At 48.4% G+C, this 17,532-nt stretch carries 19 protein-coding genes and 5 pseudogenes; 7 read left to right on the forward strand and 17 right to left on the reverse strand.

What is annotated here, in order from left to right; all coding sequences use genetic code 11:
* Nucleotides 1–86 (reverse strand): annotated as a pseudogene (locus NSMM_RS15320) (IS5/IS1182 family transposase); the annotation flags it as partial.
* A gap of 86 nt (nucleotides 87–172) precedes the next feature.
* Between NSMM_RS15320 and NSMM_RS17205 the strand changes: the two are divergent.
* Nucleotides 173–343 (forward strand): annotated as a pseudogene (locus NSMM_RS17205) (cupin domain-containing protein); the annotation flags it as partial.
* Between the two features lie 376 nt (nucleotides 344–719).
* Nucleotides 720–842: a hypothetical protein gene (locus tag NSMM_RS16805; RefSeq protein ID WP_281200917.1), complete on the forward strand. Its 123-nt coding sequence runs from the start codon at nucleotides 720–722 to the stop codon at nucleotides 840–842.
* Nucleotides 843–1,157: 315 nt separating this feature from the next.
* On the opposite strand, the pseudogene NSMM_RS12880 reads toward NSMM_RS16805, so the two are convergent.
* The 4 genes and pseudogenes from NSMM_RS12880 to NSMM_RS12890 form a co-directional block, all read right to left on the reverse strand.
* Nucleotides 1,158–1,652, reverse strand: a pseudogene (locus NSMM_RS12880) (IS91 family transposase); the annotation flags it as partial.
* Complete coding sequence (locus NSMM_RS17210; protein WP_090288059.1) at nucleotides 1,649–1,858, reverse strand: tyrosine-type recombinase/integrase; 210 nt, start codon at nucleotides 1,856–1,858, stop codon at nucleotides 1,649–1,651. The pseudogene NSMM_RS12880 and the gene NSMM_RS17210, both read right to left, overlap by 4 nt.
* Complete coding sequence (locus NSMM_RS16225; RefSeq protein ID WP_245654806.1) at nucleotides 1,816–2,115, reverse strand: tyrosine-type recombinase/integrase; 300 nt, start codon at nucleotides 2,113–2,115, stop codon at nucleotides 1,816–1,818. The genes NSMM_RS17210 and NSMM_RS16225 overlap by 43 nt, the downstream gene beginning before the upstream one ends.
* On the reverse strand, nucleotides 2,031–2,543 hold the full coding sequence (locus tag NSMM_RS12890; RefSeq protein ID WP_342671795.1) for a phage integrase N-terminal SAM-like domain-containing protein: 513 nt from the start codon (nucleotides 2,541–2,543) through the stop codon (nucleotides 2,031–2,033). The genes NSMM_RS16225 and NSMM_RS12890 overlap by 85 nt, the downstream gene beginning before the upstream one ends.
* A 250-nt stretch (nucleotides 2,544–2,793) precedes the next feature.
* On the opposite strand from NSMM_RS12890, the pseudogene NSMM_RS12895 reads away from it, so the two are divergent.
* Nucleotides 2,794–2,982, forward strand: a pseudogene (locus NSMM_RS12895) (IS1595 family transposase); the annotation flags it as partial.
* On the opposite strand, the gene NSMM_RS16230 reads toward NSMM_RS12895, so the two are convergent.
* Nucleotides 2,961–3,104: a hypothetical protein gene (locus NSMM_RS16230; RefSeq protein WP_218121130.1), complete on the reverse strand. Its 144-nt coding sequence runs from the start codon at nucleotides 3,102–3,104 to the stop codon at nucleotides 2,961–2,963. The pseudogene NSMM_RS12895 and the gene NSMM_RS16230 overlap by 22 nt on opposite strands.
* 468 nt (nucleotides 3,105–3,572) lie before the next feature.
* Between NSMM_RS16230 and NSMM_RS12900 the strand changes: the two genes are divergently transcribed.
* Entirely contained in the window at nucleotides 3,573–5,969 is a 2,397-nt protein-coding gene (locus NSMM_RS12900) for a S8 family peptidase (RefSeq protein ID WP_090288034.1), read from the forward strand.
* A 246-nt stretch (nucleotides 5,970–6,215) separates the two neighbouring features.
* On the opposite strand, the gene NSMM_RS12905 is transcribed toward NSMM_RS12900, so the two are convergent.
* The 4 genes from NSMM_RS12905 to NSMM_RS12920 form a co-directional block, all read right to left on the reverse strand.
* The gene (locus tag NSMM_RS12905) at nucleotides 6,216–6,995 is read right to left on the reverse strand and encodes a DUF5995 family protein (protein WP_245654807.1); all 780 of its coding nucleotides are present in this window, start codon (nucleotides 6,993–6,995) and stop codon (nucleotides 6,216–6,218) included.
* A 428-nt stretch (nucleotides 6,996–7,423) separates the two neighbouring features.
* Nucleotides 7,424–8,005: a uracil-DNA glycosylase family protein gene (locus tag NSMM_RS12910; RefSeq protein WP_090288036.1), complete on the reverse strand. Its 582-nt coding sequence runs from the start codon at nucleotides 8,003–8,005 to the stop codon at nucleotides 7,424–7,426.
* 315 nt (nucleotides 8,006–8,320) lie between these two features.
* On the reverse strand, nucleotides 8,321–8,701 hold the full coding sequence (locus NSMM_RS12915; RefSeq protein WP_090288038.1) for a DUF488 domain-containing protein: 381 nt from the start codon (nucleotides 8,699–8,701) through the stop codon (nucleotides 8,321–8,323).
* Nucleotides 8,702–8,741: 40 nt separating this feature from the next.
* The gene (locus NSMM_RS12920; RefSeq protein ID WP_218121131.1) at nucleotides 8,742–9,200 is read right to left on the reverse strand and encodes a hypothetical protein; all 459 of its coding nucleotides are present in this window, start codon (nucleotides 9,198–9,200) and stop codon (nucleotides 8,742–8,744) included.
* 302 nt (nucleotides 9,201–9,502) lie between these two features.
* Here NSMM_RS12920 and NSMM_RS12925 point away from each other — a divergent pair, with 302 nt between their 5' ends.
* Complete coding sequence (locus tag NSMM_RS12925) at nucleotides 9,503–10,942, forward strand: MAC/perforin domain-containing protein (protein ID WP_218121132.1); 1,440 nt, start codon at nucleotides 9,503–9,505, stop codon at nucleotides 10,940–10,942.
* Between the two features lie 307 nt (nucleotides 10,943–11,249).
* Nucleotides 11,250–11,486, forward strand: coding sequence for a hypothetical protein (locus NSMM_RS12930; protein ID WP_090288043.1), 237 nt, complete (start codon nucleotides 11,250–11,252; stop codon nucleotides 11,484–11,486).
* Nucleotides 11,487–11,619: 133 nt separating this feature from the next.
* Here the strand turns inward: NSMM_RS12930 and lhpI are convergent, their stop codons facing one another.
* The 7 genes from lhpI to NSMM_RS12970 all read right to left on the reverse strand — a co-directional run bounded on the left by lhpI (nucleotide 11,620) and on the right by NSMM_RS12970 (nucleotide 17,231).
* Complete coding sequence (lhpI, locus tag NSMM_RS12935) at nucleotides 11,620–12,573, reverse strand: bifunctional Delta(1)-pyrroline-2-carboxylate/Delta(1)-piperideine-2-carboxylate reductase (RefSeq protein ID WP_090288045.1); 954 nt, start codon at nucleotides 12,571–12,573, stop codon at nucleotides 11,620–11,622.
* A 133-nt stretch (nucleotides 12,574–12,706) separates the two neighbouring features.
* Nucleotides 12,707–13,234, reverse strand: a complete 528-nt coding sequence (locus NSMM_RS12940; protein ID WP_090288047.1) for a DUF4231 domain-containing protein — start codon at nucleotides 13,232–13,234, stop codon at nucleotides 12,707–12,709.
* Between the two features lie 185 nt (nucleotides 13,235–13,419).
* Nucleotides 13,420–13,971, reverse strand: a complete 552-nt coding sequence (locus NSMM_RS12945; protein WP_090288049.1) for an NADPH-dependent FMN reductase — start codon at nucleotides 13,969–13,971, stop codon at nucleotides 13,420–13,422.
* Between the two features lie 358 nt (nucleotides 13,972–14,329).
* Nucleotides 14,330–15,166 carry a hypothetical protein gene (locus tag NSMM_RS12950; protein ID WP_090288051.1) on the reverse strand — a complete coding sequence of 279 codons (837 nt, stop codon included), beginning with the start codon at nucleotides 15,164–15,166 and terminating at the stop codon, nucleotides 14,330–14,332.
* 477 nt (nucleotides 15,167–15,643) lie between these two features.
* Nucleotides 15,644–16,156: a hypothetical protein gene (locus tag NSMM_RS12955; RefSeq protein WP_090288053.1), complete on the reverse strand. Its 513-nt coding sequence runs from the start codon at nucleotides 16,154–16,156 to the stop codon at nucleotides 15,644–15,646.
* A 70-nt stretch (nucleotides 16,157–16,226) separates the two neighbouring features.
* A complete protein-coding gene (locus NSMM_RS12960; protein WP_090288055.1) occupies nucleotides 16,227–16,817 on the reverse strand; it encodes a GNAT family N-acetyltransferase in 591 nt (196 codons plus the stop codon).
* Nucleotides 16,818–17,003: 186 nt separating this feature from the next.
* A complete protein-coding gene (locus NSMM_RS12970) occupies nucleotides 17,004–17,231 on the reverse strand; it encodes a hypothetical protein (RefSeq protein WP_218121133.1) in 228 nt (75 codons plus the stop codon).
* Between the two features lie 215 nt (nucleotides 17,232–17,446).
* On the opposite strand from NSMM_RS12970, the pseudogene NSMM_RS15330 reads away from it, so the two are divergent.
* Nucleotides 17,447–17,532 (forward strand): annotated as a pseudogene (locus NSMM_RS15330) (IS5/IS1182 family transposase); the annotation flags it as partial.

Below are 17,532 nucleotides of genomic sequence, written 5' to 3' on the forward strand. Positions count from 1 at the left end.
GCTGTCCTTTTGCGGGCACTCTCCAGCAAAGGCCTGATAACCTCGAATTGCTCCGACTTGATATCACTTGGATAATCTCTTCTCATCTCCCAAGCTTCTCATAACTCGGAGACTTTGAACAGGTTCTAAAGGACACACATCTCCAAAATCAGGATGGTACGATCAAAACAATAATGAATGGATTGTCGTGCTCAAAGGCGAGGCAAGACTATCATTTAAAAATGGTGGTGACATGCTTTTAGTAGCAGGGAGCCACCTAAATATACCAGCTCATACTGAGCATAAAGTGGCGTGGACATCACCTAATACCGAAACAGTATGGCTGGCGGTTCATTACAAGTAGACAAGTAGAAAAATCACATAACAAGAACTGGTAATACGCCCTTGGAAGGGCGTACGCTAAAACCGCTGCGTGATTTCACCGCCGTTATCGCAGGCGTTAACGTGCATGAGTCGAAGTTGTAATTTCCTATAGGCAGTCAAACGGTTCTGTCGCACATATAAAAAATTACTCAGCAAAAAACATCGTGTCAGCTCCCTCCATCATCATCTGATCTTTGTGAATCATATGCATTAATTCGATGCCAGATAGGATGTTTTAGCTGATTGAAAAAATTTGAATCCTGACATCAGGATAGGGTATAGCTCAAGCTGACACGCCAAATCACAAATATTCCTGGAAAAAAGCCGATGACGGGCTGATTACTGAGCCGGGTGACATGATTATTTATGTGGCTTGGTATCCGGCCATCTATGGCAAGCAGCCGTTGTATTTTAAGCATGCCGTGTTCTCTGCACGGGCTGCTGTTCCTGCGCCGGCGTATAGCGACAAGACAGTATGAAAAGGATGCTCAACCTCCTCGCAGGGTTTGTTTTATTTGTGAGCGCAGGTATATTTCTATCGGCTGTGGTTTGTCGTGCTGCTGGTATCTATTACAACCATACGCCGAGTTTCCCAGTGGGTTTTTACAAGATCATCGATGCGCCGGTAGGGAAGGGCGCATATGTTTCTTTCTGCCCACCACAAGCCAAAGTCTTTGATATGGCCATGGCGAAATATACCATCGATACAGGTAACTGTCCTGGCGGTTATGGCATGTTACTGAAACGTGTTCTTGCGCAGCGTGGAGACACGGTTTCTATTGATGCGGCTGGACAAATGCTGCCGCAGGCATCACCAAATGCACATGCGGGTGGTAATCGAGCTGGCGGTTATGAGTATGCAATACTGTCACTGCACCGGTTCGCCCGCGCAACACTTTATCGTTTTGCGCAAACGTATCGACCGTTTGCCATGCCAAATTGCACATCAACTCATATACCTCGCGTTGATGTTGCCAAGCCAGCGAACGAAACTGTGCGGGTAGCGTAAAAATGATCATGAAGTATTTGCCAGCCACCAATTTCTGCAGCTGTTGATCGATCCAGCGTTGCGATTCAAACGCCTGGCAATGCGGGCAATGGCGATTGCCGCAAGAGTGTGGCAGCCAAACTTTGTGCTTACACGCATCACATCCAATCAACATCTTGGGCGCGACATCATTTCGGCAGCGCACAAACGCACTCAAAGCCGCTAATTGACTGGGCAACAACCCACCTTGTTGGCGCAAAGCAGGGCCATATTGTGCAACAATGTCGGCCAGGCGAATCATACGACCTTACCCCAGCTGACAGGGAAGGTATCCATCAACGCATTAATTTGCAGAGCACGATTGAATTCGGTTTTTTGGGTGAGATGGGTATAACGGATGGTGGACAGAATCGAGGTATGTCCCAGAATTTTTTGTACTTCCAGCAGGTCAACACCTGCTTCGATTAGATGCGTGGCATAGCTGTGGCGCAGGCTGTGTGGGCTAATACTTTTTTTAAACCAATATCCGCCACCACCCGGCGCAAGGCCAGTTGCACGCCGCCTTCATCCATATGGTTCGTTGCCTTGTGCACACACTTAAGACCATTGTGCCGACTGGGAAACAACCAATTAGGATGACGATGCACCGCCCAAAAACGACGCAATAAATTCAACGTATTTACCGGCAACGGCACCAGTCGATCACGATTGCCCTTGGCATTACGAATATGCACCTGCATCCGATCCGCATCAATATCCTCCACCCGTAGCCGCAACCCTTCGCCCAGTCGCAGCCCATACTGTACAAGGTGAAGAAAAACACCCGGTAACTCAATACCCGCGTCGATGCCACAATCCGCCGCATCTGCACCACCGTTACGATATCCGGCAAACGTGAAGTCTTAGGCGGCTTCACCAAACCCATCCCCGGCCAAGGTTTGCCCAATACATGCTGATAATAAAACTGCAAACCGTACATATCATGCTTGAGCGTACTCCACGACCACTTAGCCAACAGCCAGGATAAATACTCCGTCAGCTGTTCCCGGCTCAGATCATCCATTTCAAACCCAAAATACCCCGCCGCCCGCCGCACCCCGTGACTATAAAGCGCCACCGTTTTAGGACTCAATCCACGCAAAGCCATGCGCTTTAACAGTGTGTCATACTGCTGAGCAAAAGGTTGGGGAATTCATGTTCCATCTCATTCTCCTCATGATAAAGTCACAAATGAATCCCTGTAGGGATGAGGAGATTATGATGAATGCACCCAAAAATGGGGAAAAATTTCTCCGCGATAGCGGTTCGTTCAACCCCTCGAACCCCTCGCTCAAGCGGAGCGCCAACGGCATGCCACCAGCGCCCGGCCTGTGGCCCACGGGGCATTTTCACAGCCCGGGCGCCGGCGTCCTGCCGTCGTCGCCCGCTTAGCTCGAACGTTAGTTAATGCCTACGACAGCAGACTTAAACAGTGGATGAAAAGATTTCACGGGGTCGCAACTAAATACCTGGAAAATTACCTGGGCTGGCGTAGATGGCTGGAACGTTGGGGCGGGCACAACTCGCCAATCATTGGACTCCAGGCCGCTCTCGGACGAGAAAATCAGTTTCAACTATTAATGCAGACATAGCCTTTTTTATCATACCACTCACGGAACTGATTAAGCTGCTCATCAATATATTCTTCCGGTGTCATGCTGAAATACGACCTCAATTTTTGGAGCGGCCGGTGTTTGTTTTTGTCAGCAGTCATGGTCTTTCCACTCGTCCTTTGGTGATGGAACGGCTAACGTGAAGGCTGGCATGCCGCTTGTTATACCTTTTCATCATTTTGTTGGCTGGCGATAAATTCCTTCATAATGGGATGTATGTCAATCAATTCGTCATCGCCGCACATAGATTCCACAAGAAAAAAGGGGACGCTATCCTATATTATTCTCGCGGATTTCCTCGCTGTATGATGTGATGCGGTATCCCGACAAATACAGTTCTGCTTAGTCCTAGCATTCATGAATTGAAACTGGTGAATTCAATAAGAAAGGGTAGCGTCCTCTTTTTATCGGGTGAGTTCTGCGTATTTTTTAGTGCTGCAGCTTATTCAAGAAATTGCAGTCACAAAATAGATTCCTGTCTGTGACAGACAGGGCGTATTATTTTATTAGCATTATTTGAATAGACGGCTCTGATAGCAATCAGAGCGATTCAGACAGGGGAAAAGACCATGGCCACAGAAAAACGAGGTTCCCGTTCCAGTAAAGCAGCCGGTAGTAAATTATCCAGCCCCTTCACGGTACTTTCCCGCTCTGCGGCCAACTCAACCGTAGAGTTTCCGTCAATATTGAGCAAGGAAGGTAACTCGCCAGAAATCGGTACGGTGGTCTATATCCATGGTATTGACAACAAGCCGATAGCATCAGTCCTGAAGTGCCAATGGGATACGGCTTTGTTTGGCGCACCAATGGGGGATCGCACTCGCATGGCGTACTGGGTGAATCGTAATCGTTATCCCGAACCTGAGAAAAGTAGTTGTGCCGACAAAGACACGCTCTCGGGGAGTGTGGACAGAATGAGTGCACAAGCTCTGCAGGAAATCGGGCTGGAACTGGAAACCAAACTGAGCTCTGCTGAGCGCAAGATCATGACAGCCTTGGAAGAGCGGTTGCGCAAAGGGGAAAAACAACCCGGCGGAATTGATGTGAAGGTGTTGCCGCTGCCTGAAAATATGCGGTTGTGGATTTCTCGTCGCTTAACCAGATTGTTCCTCAAGGATGTGCAGGATTTCTTTTTTGATGAGCACAAGCGTGGCCTGATGGAACAATCGTTGCGTGATCGTCTGGACGTCGGCGGTGGCCCCTTTATTGTGATTGGCCACAGCCAGGGTTCAATGATTGCCTACCACATATTGCGTCAGTTGAAGAAGTCTGACTGTGATGTGCGCCTGTTCATCACTATCGGTTCGCCGCTAGGCATTCAGGAAGTGCAGGATGTGCTGGGTAAAATCGGCCCCGGCAAGTCGCTTGCGGTGCCGGAATGTGTTGATCGCTGGCTGAATGTTGCCGAGCGTCTTGATCCGGTCGCACTCGATTCACATCTGGAAAACGATTATCAGCCCAACAGTCGTGACGTGAAAATTGAAGATCACGCCGGGCTGATGATTAACCCCGACTGGGAATCCAATCCGCATTCGGGCACAGGCTATCTTTCGCTTGATATCGTTCGCCAGACCGTGCGCGAGACCGCCGGACCCACCTTCAGTAACCCAGTGGGCCGCAATATCCTGATGAAAGATCTGGTTGACGACATCGAAGATAGCCATCGCGAGCAAAGACACCCGACACTGATTCAACTGGTTTCGGAAGACAACGATGGCACGCCGCTGGACGAGGTACGCAGCCGCCTTGAAACTCTGATCAATGAAGTGCTGGAATTCAATGGTGCCAAACGTGAAGATGGCCGTATCCAGCTCATGCAGCGCTTTATTTCGGCTGATTTGACTCGCAGTGAAATCGAGCAATTGCGTTCACACTGCGGCACACTGAAAATTGACCGCGTCTGGCGCAATGCTGTCAAATGTGCACTGCTTCACCAGTCGGTACATACCATTCAGGTACGTCCGGCTAATCTCGGTTATAGTGCTTGTGGCCGGAATATCGCCTGGGCGGTGCTCGATACCGGAATCGCTGCCAACCACCCGCATTTCAAGGCACACAGCAACGTCATTGCACAGTGGGATTGCACAGGTTGTGGCAGTCCCAGGCAACTGAAACCAGGAGATAACGGTTTTGGCACGCTGGATGGTAATGGCCATGGTACTCACGTCGCGGCAATCATCGCCGGCGGATTGACGCTGCCGCGTGACGCAAAGGACTCGACCCCCATAGATCTGCAGGGCATGGCACCCGAGGCAAAACTGTATGGTTTTAAGGTACTCAAGGACAGCGGCAGCGGGGAAGATGCTTTTATCATCAAAGCACTCGATACCATTGCAGAATTGAATGAACGCGCCGGTAAATTAATGATTCACGGCGTGAATCTCAGTTTGGGTGGTAGTTTTGATCCCAGTGTATTTGGATGTGGTCATACTCCGCTGTGCCAGGAACTACGGCGGCTCTGGCGTCAAGGAGTGCTGGTATGCCTTGCGGCTGGCAACGAAGGCTATGCGCTGCTCGATTCAGCCAATGGGGTGATATCGGCCAACATGGATCTTTCTATCGGTGATCCGGCTAACCTTGAGGAAGCCATCGCCGTCGGCTCGGTGCATAAAACCAATCCACATACCTACGGTATTTCCTATTTTTCTTCACGTGGCCCGACAGCGGACGGGCGCATGAAACCAGATCTGGTTGCACCGGGCGAAAATATTCTTTCAGCAAGGCATCAGTGGCCGAAGGGCAAACTCACCGCGCGCAATGCTTACGTAGAAATGAGCGGTACCAGCATGGCCACTCCGCATGTCTCGGGGTTACTGGCAGCTTTTCTTTCCGCTCGGCTAGAATTTATCGGCTATCCTGACCGTGTCAAGGCGCTGCTGCTGCAGCACTGCACTGATCTGGCACGTGATCCTTACATTCAGGGTAAAGGCATACCCAATCTGGTGAAAATGATCATGAATACCTGATTGTGAATGAATCGTATTGCAGAACTTATCTGGATTGTTTTAGGGTTGTCTAAAAAATATTTGGATATTATCTGCATGATTGAAAAAAGGAAAATGTAGTGACTTAGTAATTCCGGGTGTGACGCGGTGCCGATATCGACAGTTTATATTGCTGCCGGGCTCAATTAAGTGTAGTCACGGAGCACGCAGATACAACATTGCAAAGCGATGTTACCCGCATTGGGTAAATGTTCCGGTTTTGAAGGATTACTCCAGTATCTCTATATGCTGGCGGGTTGTTCCCCGTTCGCCCAGACGGATTATTTTATTAATGAAAGAAGCGGTAAAACCAGGGTGAGAAATCACGCTGGAAAACAGGGCAATGGCTTCATCCTTGTCCGCAATTTCCTGTTGACGTTGTTCCAGGGTTAAGGGCGACAGAGTCTCAGCAAATGACCAGGCAGCGTCACGCGCTTTTGCCATACTGAAATTGATCAGGGTTGTTTCCGCACTGCCCAGATAACGGTTCAACAATCGCAGCATCGGCCATATCTCGGCCAGTTCGTTTTGCACGTCGCCCACCAGACTGGCCAGGATCTGATTGATTTTGTCAAAATCGCTTTTCAGGTCGGGTAATTCTCTGGGTGGCACCGTTTCTGCAACGGCAATACCGAGATCAAGGTTGATGTGGGCATTCATGCCCAGTAATAAATGTTGCAGGACGATGGGCCACCAATGCCCGGTTTCATCAAAGGCACGCACCCAGGATTGAGTTGGCGTTTGCCCCGTCTGGTACTGATAGCAGGCTTGAAGATAACGATTGGCAAAAATTACATCCAGACGTTCTATGCGTGGCCCGTCATCGAACAAGCCTTCCTCTATTCCTTTTTTAGCCTGGATGATGACCTTGCGATAGAGCGCTGCAAAATAACCTGTGCGGGAATTATTCTGCTTTGACCATTCAATAATGGCGGTTAATTGATGAGCAACCTCATCAATCGTTCTTGCAGGCGTTGCGATTGAGGCGGGAAAGCGTGTAGCAGACATATTCTTTCCTTTTAATTTTCATCAGATATTGATTTTATAAAAAAGAGGACGCTGCCTATACTATTCTTTCTCGCCGATTTTCTCGCTGTGTGATGGAATGCGGTATTCCGGCAAATACAGTTCTGCTTAGTCTTGGCATCCATCAATTGTCATCGAATCCAGCAAAAAAGAGTAGCGCCCCCTTTTTTTCTTTAAGTTCGTTCTCCCACTATTTATCTGGTTCCAAGGTTACTAGAATATTGGGCGGATATTCTAGTATCAATATTAATTAGCGCATCGCTATTACGATTTGTTTTTAACACGTTGGATATAATGATACTAGGCTGCCTACTGGTATCAATAACTTTAGTAAGGTGGCAATTACAATCAATAACACAACATTGTGACGAAAATTAGATTTTTAGAGGTGCCCCTACTCGCTAGCCCGGCTAATCTTGCAAAAGTTGCCGGCATTGTTTTTGGAGCGACGGAATTAAATCTTGTTCAAACCAGCGATTTTTACTAAGCCATATATTGTTTCTAGGGCTGGGATGCGGAAGCGGAACTTTGCTTGGCCAATAAGTTCGCCATGATTTTACAAGTGACGTTAAAGAAGAACTGCTGTTACCAAAATGGTATGTCTGTGCATATTTACCAAGTACTAAAATTATTTTTATATTAGGAAGTTGCGCTAAGAGTTGATTGCGCCAGGCTGGCGCACATTCTGGGCGTGGAGGCAAATCTCCATTATTTCCTTTGCCAGGATAGCAAAAGCCCATTGGTAGGATTGCAATTTGATTAGAATCATAGAATGTATTTTTAGAAATACCCATCCAGTCACGCAAACGATCACCACTGGCATCGTCGAACGGCACACCAGATTCATGAACTTTTTTACCCGGTGCTTGCCCTGCAATTAAAATTTTAGCATTCGGGTTAATTTGTAAAACAGGACGAGCACCATGGGCCAAATCCTTTTCGCAAATTGTACACTTTCTGATATTACTCAATAAAGATTCAATTTTAAGCATGGCAACAGTACTTGTGTTAAGCGCTAATGCTGTTACAGCAAACCCGCCATTCTGAACCCAGTTTCTTGATATTACGCATTATGTAATTCAACATCTACTGCCCAATCACTTTCACCTTTGTGCGTAGTATAAAGCGGTGCAGGCGTTTGTTTTCACGCAGATTACAAAAAACGCCGGATCCACAGTTGTAAATAAAGTGGCGTGCGAACATTTTTTTACCAGTTTAGAATCGATTTTCGTCTGGGGCAAGTGGCGAAGCGTTTCTTATGCGCAGCATCCAGCACACGTAGTTTGTGAGCGCACCTGGTTGATAGGTTATTCGGCTCTATCACGAATAACTGACTCTATATATTCCTTTAAAGCGACCGCATTATTCAGCTGTTCTTCTTTTGAGCTGTAGAGAAACGTAACGGTACCTGCATGTAGTTCCTCTAAAATTGTTTCAACCTGATCAGGGTTATTTTTCAATTCAGCAGCATATCGGCTTTTAAACTCGTCCCACTTCTTCGGGTCATGTCCATACCAACGTCGCAACTCTGTAGAAGGAGCAATCTCCTTTATCCAGATATCCACTTTCGCTTTTTCTTTTGATAGTCCACGGGCCCATAATCGGTCAACTAGAACACGCCGTCCATCCGACTCTTCAGGTTCTTCGTACACTCTTTTAACACGGATATCGATTCGTTTACTGCTCATTTACCAGCCCTTTAACGAAAGAGGGAATGACTTAAGAAGCTCACTTTATATAATTTTTGGTTGCAGACAAATAGTCATTTGCCATATCAGGAGTGAGGAACTCAATCATTATGTTATTCTCTATCCAGAACTCAATCACATTGAATCCACCCCGCGACAACTCCAAAGCTTTCCAGCCCTGTGTTGCCGCAACCTTGTAAATCGCTTCTCTCGTACGATTGATGGAGATAGCGGCATGTGTCGCGCTGAATTTGGATTGCGAAGGGTTGTGCCGGAAATTTGCTTGATTTTCACCAGCATCAGGGTACATTTCCGTACCGGCAGGATGTAACTCTATGGCTGAACCGTACTCATCTCCAAGCCAAACGATGTATGAGCCCGGATTGGGACCAAACCGAGTAATCGTTCCGCCGAAAAGTTCAGCCAACACTTCTGAAACATTTTTCGTGTCTTGAACGGGAATCGAATAGTGGTGAATCATATGAGTTGCTCTCTTCAAGGTCTAACGCTAAATTTAGGGACACCCCTATATTATTCTTTCTCGCCAGTTTCCTCGCTGCGCGATGTTGATACGGTATCCCGGCAAATACAGTTCTGCTTAGTCTTGGCATTCATGGATTGTAACTGAACTCAACAAGAAAGGGTAGCGTCCCCTTTTTTTCCTTTTTTCGGTCAGGTTGACGACCAAACCGTTTCCCGGTACTTTTGGTTCTTATGAAAAAGAGGGTTTATGTTTCTGCTATACCTCTTTCCCTGAACTCGATAATCCGATTCTGCCGAAAAACAATAAGGAAGGTTGCCATGCTTGCTCGTCTAATACTGTTTTTGTTCTGTCTCCCGCTGTTGTCCTGCTCTCCCGGTATGCTCGATACAACCCAGACACAGAATAAAACCGATACATCCGATCTCGCCGCGACACTCGATAGTGTAGTGCGGGCCGGCGTCAAGGAATATCTCGGCAAGGGCTATAAAGGCTACGAGTACTACGCCGATCCACGCAGTATCACCTCTCCCTTGTTCGATGTCAGCGACACTGCCGGCGTGGAGACCCAGGAAGCGCCCTCATACGAAGGCAATTTCATCTATGGGCAGAGTCGCAAGACTTACTTCGACGCGTTGTCCGGCTCAATCGCGCTGTCCGGTACCTATGGCGGTTTTTCCGGTGAGGTGACCAGCAGTTTCGATCAACAGACGCTGAACAACAGCAACAATGTGTATGCTACTTCCAACGTGACGCAGGCCTATTATCGGTTATCGCTAAACGATACGGCGCAGCTGCTGCCTGCTGTGCAACAGGACATCGCGGCCATGGAGCCGCAAACCCTGTTCGATAAATATGGAACCCACTTCCTCAAGTCGATCTATGTCGGCGCGCGTGTCTCCTTCAGCAGCTATGCCGATACCACCCAGGTCAGCAAGAGTTTCGACGCCAATGCCACGGTCAAGGCAGCCTATGCAGAAGTCGTGAAGGGTGAGGCGTCCGCTGGCGGTGTCTCCCGCAAGGATGTCGAGGAGGTGATTCGCAACAAGCATGTGCGGGTGATGGGCGGTGACCCGGCCAAGGGCCATGCCATCGTGGGAGGTCAGGGTGAGCCATCCGCCAACTACAATGCCTGGTCGAAGAGTGTTCCCGACAACATGTCCATCGCCGATTTCGCCAGCGGCGGGCTGGTGCCGATCTACGAACTGGCGGCCACGCCGGAACGGCGCGAGGCGCTGCTCGCTGCGTGGAACACCTACATGGATGCGCATACGGATGATCTCCTGCTGAAGGACCCGCCCAAACCGGTCGTGGTGAAAAAGAATTCAAAGCTGATGCTGCTCAGCAGTGACGACCGCTATATCGCCAAATCCGATCCCGCCACACGCTACTATTATGCGCAACTGGGCCAGAACGGCATCACCCTGCAATTGGGTGGCAACGGCAAACCGCTGCTCGGCGGCAGCGTCGTCACTATCAAGACGACAGAGAAGTTCAAGAAAAGCTGGAAGGACTACAATCTGCTTGGCGCCTTCGGTGATGCCACGGAGCTGTATTACTGGAACGACTATGGCTCGAAGAGCAACTGGATCTTCGAGAAGATCAACCTAGACGAAGAGGGCCAGCCGTTTCATTTTGGCGAGCAGGTCTATATCCGCAACGAGGCCTACAGCGATCAGTATCTGGCGCCGTACAAGAACAACTATCTGACCACGACCAAAGACAGCAAGCACAAGTGGCGAATACAACCGGTGGAGTGAATGCGAGTTGGCTGCCAGGCCCGTGGCCGAAGATCCATGACTCGGGAAGCATGAAGAACGCCAGGTAATTTTCTGTGCGACAGTGAATCAAGGGATTCGGCTGGGGGTGGTCGGCATGGATGATCGATGATCGTTCCGGGTTTGAAGTTTCCGGCCAGAGGCGGAGTCTTATACTCCGGCAAGCTCTTTTTCCCCAGGCGTAATTTCGGGCGTCGTTTTGACCGTCGCTCGAGCCGTCATCAAAGTATGCAGGTTACCTCTGGCATGAGCTCATCTCCGTTGCCCGGCGGCAATCGTCTTATCTTCCTTGACCATTCCATTCTATTTACCGGCACTGCTGCCCGTTTTTTTGTACGGCGAGATCATCACGGGCATCCTGTCGGATGTCGAGCTGGGTTCGCTATTTCTGAGTCTGACGCTGGCTGCGTTGCTCCTGGCTTTGCCGGCCAGCACGGTCCGCGTGTCGATCAATAAGATTTTACTCGGTTTCGTGATCGGCGGCGGCTTCCTAAGGTTGTCAGGTAGCCAGCCTGTGCAGAGGTGAGGACTTGCTGCTGTAAAAATTTCTGGATGAAGCGAATTTTGTGCGGTGGCATCGCGAGTAATGCCTGGTTCGCTTTGTCCTGTGGATCGAGATGCGTCTGATGCGTCTGATGCGTCTGGTCTTGATGCCCGACTTAGCGCTCAGTCTGAATGGCTTGCAGTGCCACGCGCGCGGCCGCGAGATCCCAGGCGCCAGTTCCTACACTCTTAAAAACCCGGGGACGGGATTCGTCGATCTGGCTTTGAAGGGCATGGGCCAACGAGCGCACGCAAGACCAGTCAACGTCGGCCTGAATGAGATCGCCAGCCTCATGACGCGCACTGGCAGGATCATCAGCAAAGATGGCGCTACCATCAAGTGTGGTCTTGCCAAGTTCGGCCATCTCTGGCGTGAAAGCACCCACGCCGACTACCAGGCGATCGCGTAAGGCAGTTTCGTTATAGACAGCATGTGTGCTTGTCGTGACAGTAATGACGACACTTACATTATCGGAAATCGAATGTTCTGCGGGAACAAGCTTGCTATGGAGAGGCTGATACTGGTCACAGAAAGCTGCCGAAGCAGTCTCACTGCGTCCACGTACCCAGATTTTCGACTGTGGATACAATGCATTGAGTGCCAGAACATGGTGGCGCGCTTGTACACCCGTTCCAATCAGCAGGATTTCACGAGGCGCTTTCTTCAGGAAGGTACGGATTGCAAGCATCGTAACAGCGGCCGTTCTCCGTCCAGTCACCTCCGGGCCGTCAAGCAGGCAGATGGGCCTGCCGGTTTCCGTGTCGCACACAGTTACCGTGCCGTGGATGGTGGGCAGTTGCCGCTCCTTGTTTGCGGGTTGTACAGTCACGAGCTTGTGAATCCCGATATCATGCGCGGTGGCCGGCATGCTCAGCATTACGCCACCAATCCCAAGGGGCACAACCATGCGTTCCGGGCTCTGGATCTGGCCAGCATCGTACTCAAGGGCGGCAATGGCAATGGCATCCACCAGTTTGCTGAAATCCAGGGATTTGGCTGTGCGCTCCCTGGATAATACGATAAGTTCTTCTGTAGCGGGAAATGTAGAGACAATGCTGGGAGGATTCATGATTTTTTCCTGAGATTGGATTTTTTTTGTGGTGAAGCAGTTAATTGCCCGCCGGATCAACTCGCGATCAGAGAAACACTACAACAGTAAGTTATCCCCGATAATCAGGTTGGCGATCGGCTGCAGCGCCTCGTTAGCCTTTTTTTCCAGGCTCAACTGCTGCCTCTACTTTTTTCTCAGAAAGAGTTGTCATAACGTTGAGCGTCGACGCATTTTCTGAGGCAACTGCATTTTCTACTCTGTCCACGAAGTTTAAAAACGCCTCTTTTTCATCCTGGTTCCTGTAAGGACCTTCACCCGTGACAAAGTTGAAATACTCTTTTGCCAAGAGCTGCTCAGTAGAACGATAATTTTTCCACTGTTCTCGAAAGTGAAACACGCTTTCGAGAGAAATAAGAATTACAACAATTAAACTAACTATCGTAGTTAGATAACGAATAGCATGGTCATCAAGCGGGAGATTTACCAATACCGGAACAATAGCGCCTCCCACAACAGTGATGGCGCGCATCCATTGGTAATTTCGTTTTGCGATAACTACTTTTTTATCATACCACTCACGGAACTGATTAAGCCGCTCATCAATATATTCTTCCGGCGTCATGCTGGAATACGATCTCAATTTTTGGTGCGACCAGTGTTTGTCTTTGTCAGCAGTCATGGTCTTTCCACTCGTCCTTTGGTGATGAAACGGCTAATGTTTGGTTAAGGAGCGCGCTTTAGCGCGTCCCGCCCGAATGATGGATTAGGCGAAAACCACAGGGGGACCGTGTCTGAGCTATCCTGGGAGACTCGACCCCGTGACCCGGCTCCGCTGCAATAATATTTTGGCTTGTTTTTACCGTATCAGTCAGCGTGTTTTTTCACCCACGCGACATAGCGGTTTATCCAGTTCTGTAAAAATTCCTTACTGTCTGCACTGATGTTACCGACTTCGTCAAACAACCCATCCTTCACTTGGATGAATGCTTCAGGTTGGCCAAGCGTCGGCACGTCCAAGTACGCGAGAACATTACGCAAATGCTGTTGAGCCATAGACGTGCCGATGGCGCCGATCGAAGCACCCAGCACGCCAGCTGGTTTGCCTGCCCAAACGCTCTGGCCATAGGGGCGCGAGGCGTGGTCGATCGCGTTCTTGAGCACCCCAGGGATCGAACGGTTGTATTCAGCCGTGAAGAACAGAAGACCCTGAGCTGCCGTGATTTCTGCCTTCAGTCGCTTGACGGATTCGGCCGGATTCGCGTCGTCGTCCTGATTGTAGAGCGGCAAATCGCTGATTTGTACTTGCTTGAACGAAAACTCCGGTGGCGCCAGCTTTACCATGGCGTTAGCTAGCTTCCGGTTGAAAGAATCTTTGCGAAGGCTGCCGACGACAACGGCGATTTGGTATTGGCTCATGGCGATCTCCTTTTTGTTGAGATATTTAATGGCGGCGTCGCATACGCCTAACGTTTAAATGGAGGGACACTCCGCAGGGGCGAAGCCGCGAACAAAGCGAGTGGTGCACTCTCGAATGTAGCGTTCTCTGGCATGTAAAAAAGCGGTAAAAAAGAGGACGCTACCCTATATTATTCTTTCTCGCCAGTTTCCTCGCTGCGTGATGTGATGCGGTATCTCGGATAATACAGTTCTGCTTAGTCTTGGCATTCATAGATTGTAGCTAAACTCAATAAGGGTAGCGTCCACTTTTTACGCAAGCAAAAGGCATGACAGCGTGGTTTGGTCCGACTGTAAGACTTTGTTAGTTCAGTTTTCGCTAGCGGATTGTGCCGCTCAAAGTACTCTTGCTAATAGTTGCGCTAGGAGCGTATTTTTTTGTGAGTGCTAAAAGCCTACCTACATCATATTCATCACATTTAGGGCCTAGCGTAAATCTTACATACTGAAACCCATTACCAAAATCGATATCGATAAATTCTACTGAAGGATGGCGCCCCTCTTTAATACATTCAACATGATGTATTGAGTATTTTTCAACAAAATGTCCGTTATTGAATCCACCTGCTGGAAATTTTAAGGGAGGAAATGCACATAGAATAAACCTATATTCGCTTTGAAATTGCCATTCCTTTTGCTTGTAGCAAGCGAAAGTGTTCATCTCCTGGATATTTAGGTTTTCTCTTCGCTGCACATCACGACTTAACGAAAAGTTATTCTTAAATAACCCTATGATGTTGTCTATGTACGTGACTTTCTTTCCAAACCAGCTTTCATATAGAAATATTGGTTGTAGCCAATACTCAGCCGTAAATATTTCGTCCCAGCGCACAGGAAATCTAATTCTATCTTGAACTGTGATACCTAGAGTTGGAGGAGGGTCAAAGGGGTATTGAGGAAAGAAGTTCTTTGGCAGTGAAATCCTTACGCCTTTCAGTAAGTCGGCATACATTTTCCATTGAGGGATACTTTCCTCCCCTAAGTCAGTCCAGCAGCTCACAAAAAGAAATTTTGAGAAATCATGGTCTCCGTAGGCTTTGCTTTCATTAAGATCATCAACCATATCTAAACGACTAAATCTTATTCTCCCGCTTTTGAGGATAAGTTCTAGTGTATCTAGCGATGTGTAGTGGTGAATCCATTCATTGTTCATCATGCTTTATCCCGGCTGAGTAAAGACTAACATTGGAGGTAAGCGACGTGCCGTATGCACGTTCACTTGACCGACCGGTTAGGCGTTGCCACGGGTATGGGTCAGTGCTCTATTTCTGGAAGAGCGCACATATGGCTTGGCGACGATAGAGCAGCCAAAGACCGATCACGACGAGAAAGGCGATCGGGACATGCCACTCTGGGCTTGAAGCATAGTGGGCCCAAACGAAGATAAGGGCAATGCCTGAGAGATTGTCGAGAAAAAGGGGACGCTGTCCTATATTACGCTGGTTTCCTCGCTGTGTGATGTGATGCGGTATCTCGGCAAGTACAGTTCTGCTTAGGCTTGGCATTCATAGATTGTAATTGAATCCAATAAGACAACGTGGCTGCCTCTTTTTTTCCAGCGATGATGTTTAAGAAGACGCCTAGCGCTCCACATTGCATGTCGGCTGGATGTGATTGTTAGGGCTAATTTCTTTCAACTACGAGTGTACTTAGCTTCCTTCCAATACTGCTGAGCTGTTTGCAGTACTACCTCTGGTGCGACATTCACCGATACTGGAATGTTGACATCGAGTCCCATGCTTATGCGTTGTAAGAGTTTATTATTCGAACGCTTACGGAAAGAGCCTTGGCGCAGACTAATGCGTAGATGGGGTGACAGTCCATCATCAGTGTAAAAAAGATCCATGTAAGTAACATCATTCCAGGGAATTAAGTCTACGCCATATTGCGCTTTCATTTTGCTACAGCATATTCCTGAGCGATTGATGACTATTTGCTGCGGCCAGTTTCTGGAATTTATTTCCGAAAACCAGAATCCCAACAATAAAAAGATAACGAATGCCGCAGTAAAACTAATTCTTGTCTCTAGCGGCTCAGACCGTAAATAAAATAGCTGTACGAGAATAAAAAAGCCGCCGAAAATCAGAGCTGCTTGTTTAGCGTTTATTCCGCGATGATCGGGCAGAAACACTATTTCATCTTGCATTATGAAATCCTAGGCATCAAGCAAACAGGAAAATGTAACTTAAAAGCAAAAGAAACGACTTGGATTTGCCTTAACGTAGAGCTAACCGGCAGCGCGTTATCGCCGTCCGGCAACTGGAAGGCGCGAGGTTGAGCGCCGAGTTAGACGCTTTATGCAGAATTTCAATTTGTAGTGCATCAAATTTTGGCGTGCCGACACCTGCATCGAGCGGGTACTGTATTGTGGTGCCTGTTTTTTTATAACCGCGCCGGAGATAGAAAGAAATAAGCTCTGTTCTTGCTGCAACCACAACCATTACGAAATTGTTAGAGTTAAAATTCTTTACTGCATATTCTTCTGCTTGGGTAAGCACTTCTTTACCCTTACCTAAGCCCTGAAGTGATGGGCTTACAGCTAGCATACCAATGTAACCATTGGCACCATCTTTCTCAATGTGTACACAGGTGACAATAATTGAGCCTAGAACACCTACCAGAATTGTAGAGTCTTCTTGCTTTATTAAATTTTCAACTTTTTCAGAGTTTATTCTTTTGCCTGAAATCAAGTCAGATTCATGAGTCCAGCCACCCATTCCAGGGGCGGGCCGATAGGCTTCATTGACGAGTTGTGCAATCTCGGCAGAGTCATCTACCCGCGCAACGCGAAAGTGTAGTGCGGTCATCCACGGTTTCCGATTAAAGGGTCCAACGTAATATATACGACATTTCCTGTCTGATAAAATTGGTAAAAAGTCTTATAGTCATATAATAATTATCTATATTATTTTCGCCAGCTTCCTCGCTGTGTGATTTGATGCGGTCCACCGGAAAATACAGTTCTGCTTGGTCTTGGCATTCATAGATTGTAACTAAACCCAATAAGAAAGGGTAGCGTCCCTTTTTCCTGCTGCAACTCCAATTCCGGCAGCCATGCCGCCGCCGACAAGACTTCCAAGGGCTGCTAAGCCAGAAGTCATATCTGCGGCTGACAGTCCTTCAACTGCTCCCAAAGTTGAGACAGCCGCTAACGATCCTGCTGTTCCAGCGGCACCACCACCAGCGGTACTTGCAGCTACCTTCAAACTTTCATCGCTCATTTTGATCTCCATGTGGTTTCCCCCTGAAAAAATCCAGAAGCGGTCGGAGGTAAGAGCCGCTAACGTAAAGTTGAGGGGCGCGCCGCTTTTGGCGCGTCCCTCTCGAACGCGATGTTGGGCCTTGCGCACCGACATATTTGGATGTTTTTCCAAGCGTCAGGGGATGTTTTTCTTAGAACCTGTTCAAAGTCTCCGAGTTATGAGAAGCTTGGGAGATGAGAAGAGATTATCCAAGTGATATCAAGTCGGAGCAATTCGAGGTTATCAGGCCTTTGCTGGAGAGTGCCCGCAAAAGGACAGC

This window comes from Nitrosomonas mobilis (genome assembly GCF_900103035.1).
Lineage (GTDB): Bacteria > Pseudomonadota > Gammaproteobacteria > Burkholderiales > Nitrosomonadaceae > Nitrosomonas > Nitrosomonas mobilis.

Excerpts from the sequence above, each read along its gene's own strand:
- NSMM_RS16805 (WP_281200917.1), top strand. The coding sequence starts at position 720 with ATGATTATTTATGTGGCTTGGTATCCGGCCATCTATGGCAAGCAGCCG.
- NSMM_RS16230 (WP_218121130.1), bottom strand. The coding sequence starts at position 3,104 with ATGACTGCTGACAAAAACAAACACCGGCCGCTCCAAAAATTGAGGTCG.
- NSMM_RS12900 (WP_090288034.1), top strand. The coding sequence starts at position 3,573 with ATGGCCACAGAAAAACGAGGTTCCCGTTCCAGTAAAGCAGCCGGTAGT.
- NSMM_RS12905 (WP_245654807.1), bottom strand. The coding sequence starts at position 6,995 with ATGTCTGCTACACGCTTTCCCGCCTCAATCGCAACGCCTGCAAGAACG.
- NSMM_RS12910 (WP_090288036.1), bottom strand. The coding sequence starts at position 8,005 with ATGCTTAAAATTGAATCTTTATTGAGTAATATCAGAAAGTGTACAATT.
- NSMM_RS12915 (WP_090288038.1), bottom strand. The coding sequence starts at position 8,701 with ATGAGCAGTAAACGAATCGATATCCGTGTTAAAAGAGTGTACGAAGAA.
- NSMM_RS12925 (WP_218121132.1), top strand. The coding sequence starts at position 9,503 with ATGCTTGCTCGTCTAATACTGTTTTTGTTCTGTCTCCCGCTGTTGTCC.
- lhpI (WP_090288045.1), bottom strand. The coding sequence starts at position 12,573 with ATGAATCCTCCCAGCATTGTCTCTACATTTCCCGCTACAGAAGAACTT.
- NSMM_RS12940 (WP_090288047.1), bottom strand. The coding sequence starts at position 13,234 with ATGACTGCTGACAAAGACAAACACTGGTCGCACCAAAAATTGAGATCG.
- NSMM_RS12945 (WP_090288049.1), bottom strand. The coding sequence starts at position 13,971 with ATGAGCCAATACCAAATCGCCGTTGTCGTCGGCAGCCTTCGCAAAGAT.
- NSMM_RS12950 (WP_090288051.1), bottom strand. The coding sequence starts at position 15,166 with ATGATGAACAATGAATGGATTCACCACTACACATCGCTAGATACACTA.
- NSMM_RS12955 (WP_090288053.1), bottom strand. The coding sequence starts at position 16,156 with ATGCAAGATGAAATAGTGTTTCTGCCCGATCATCGCGGAATAAACGCT.
- NSMM_RS12960 (WP_090288055.1), bottom strand. The coding sequence starts at position 16,817 with ATGACCGCACTACACTTTCGCGTTGCGCGGGTAGATGACTCTGCCGAG.
- NSMM_RS12970 (WP_218121133.1), bottom strand. The coding sequence starts at position 17,231 with ATGAGCGATGAAAGTTTGAAGGTAGCTGCAAGTACCGCTGGTGGTGGT.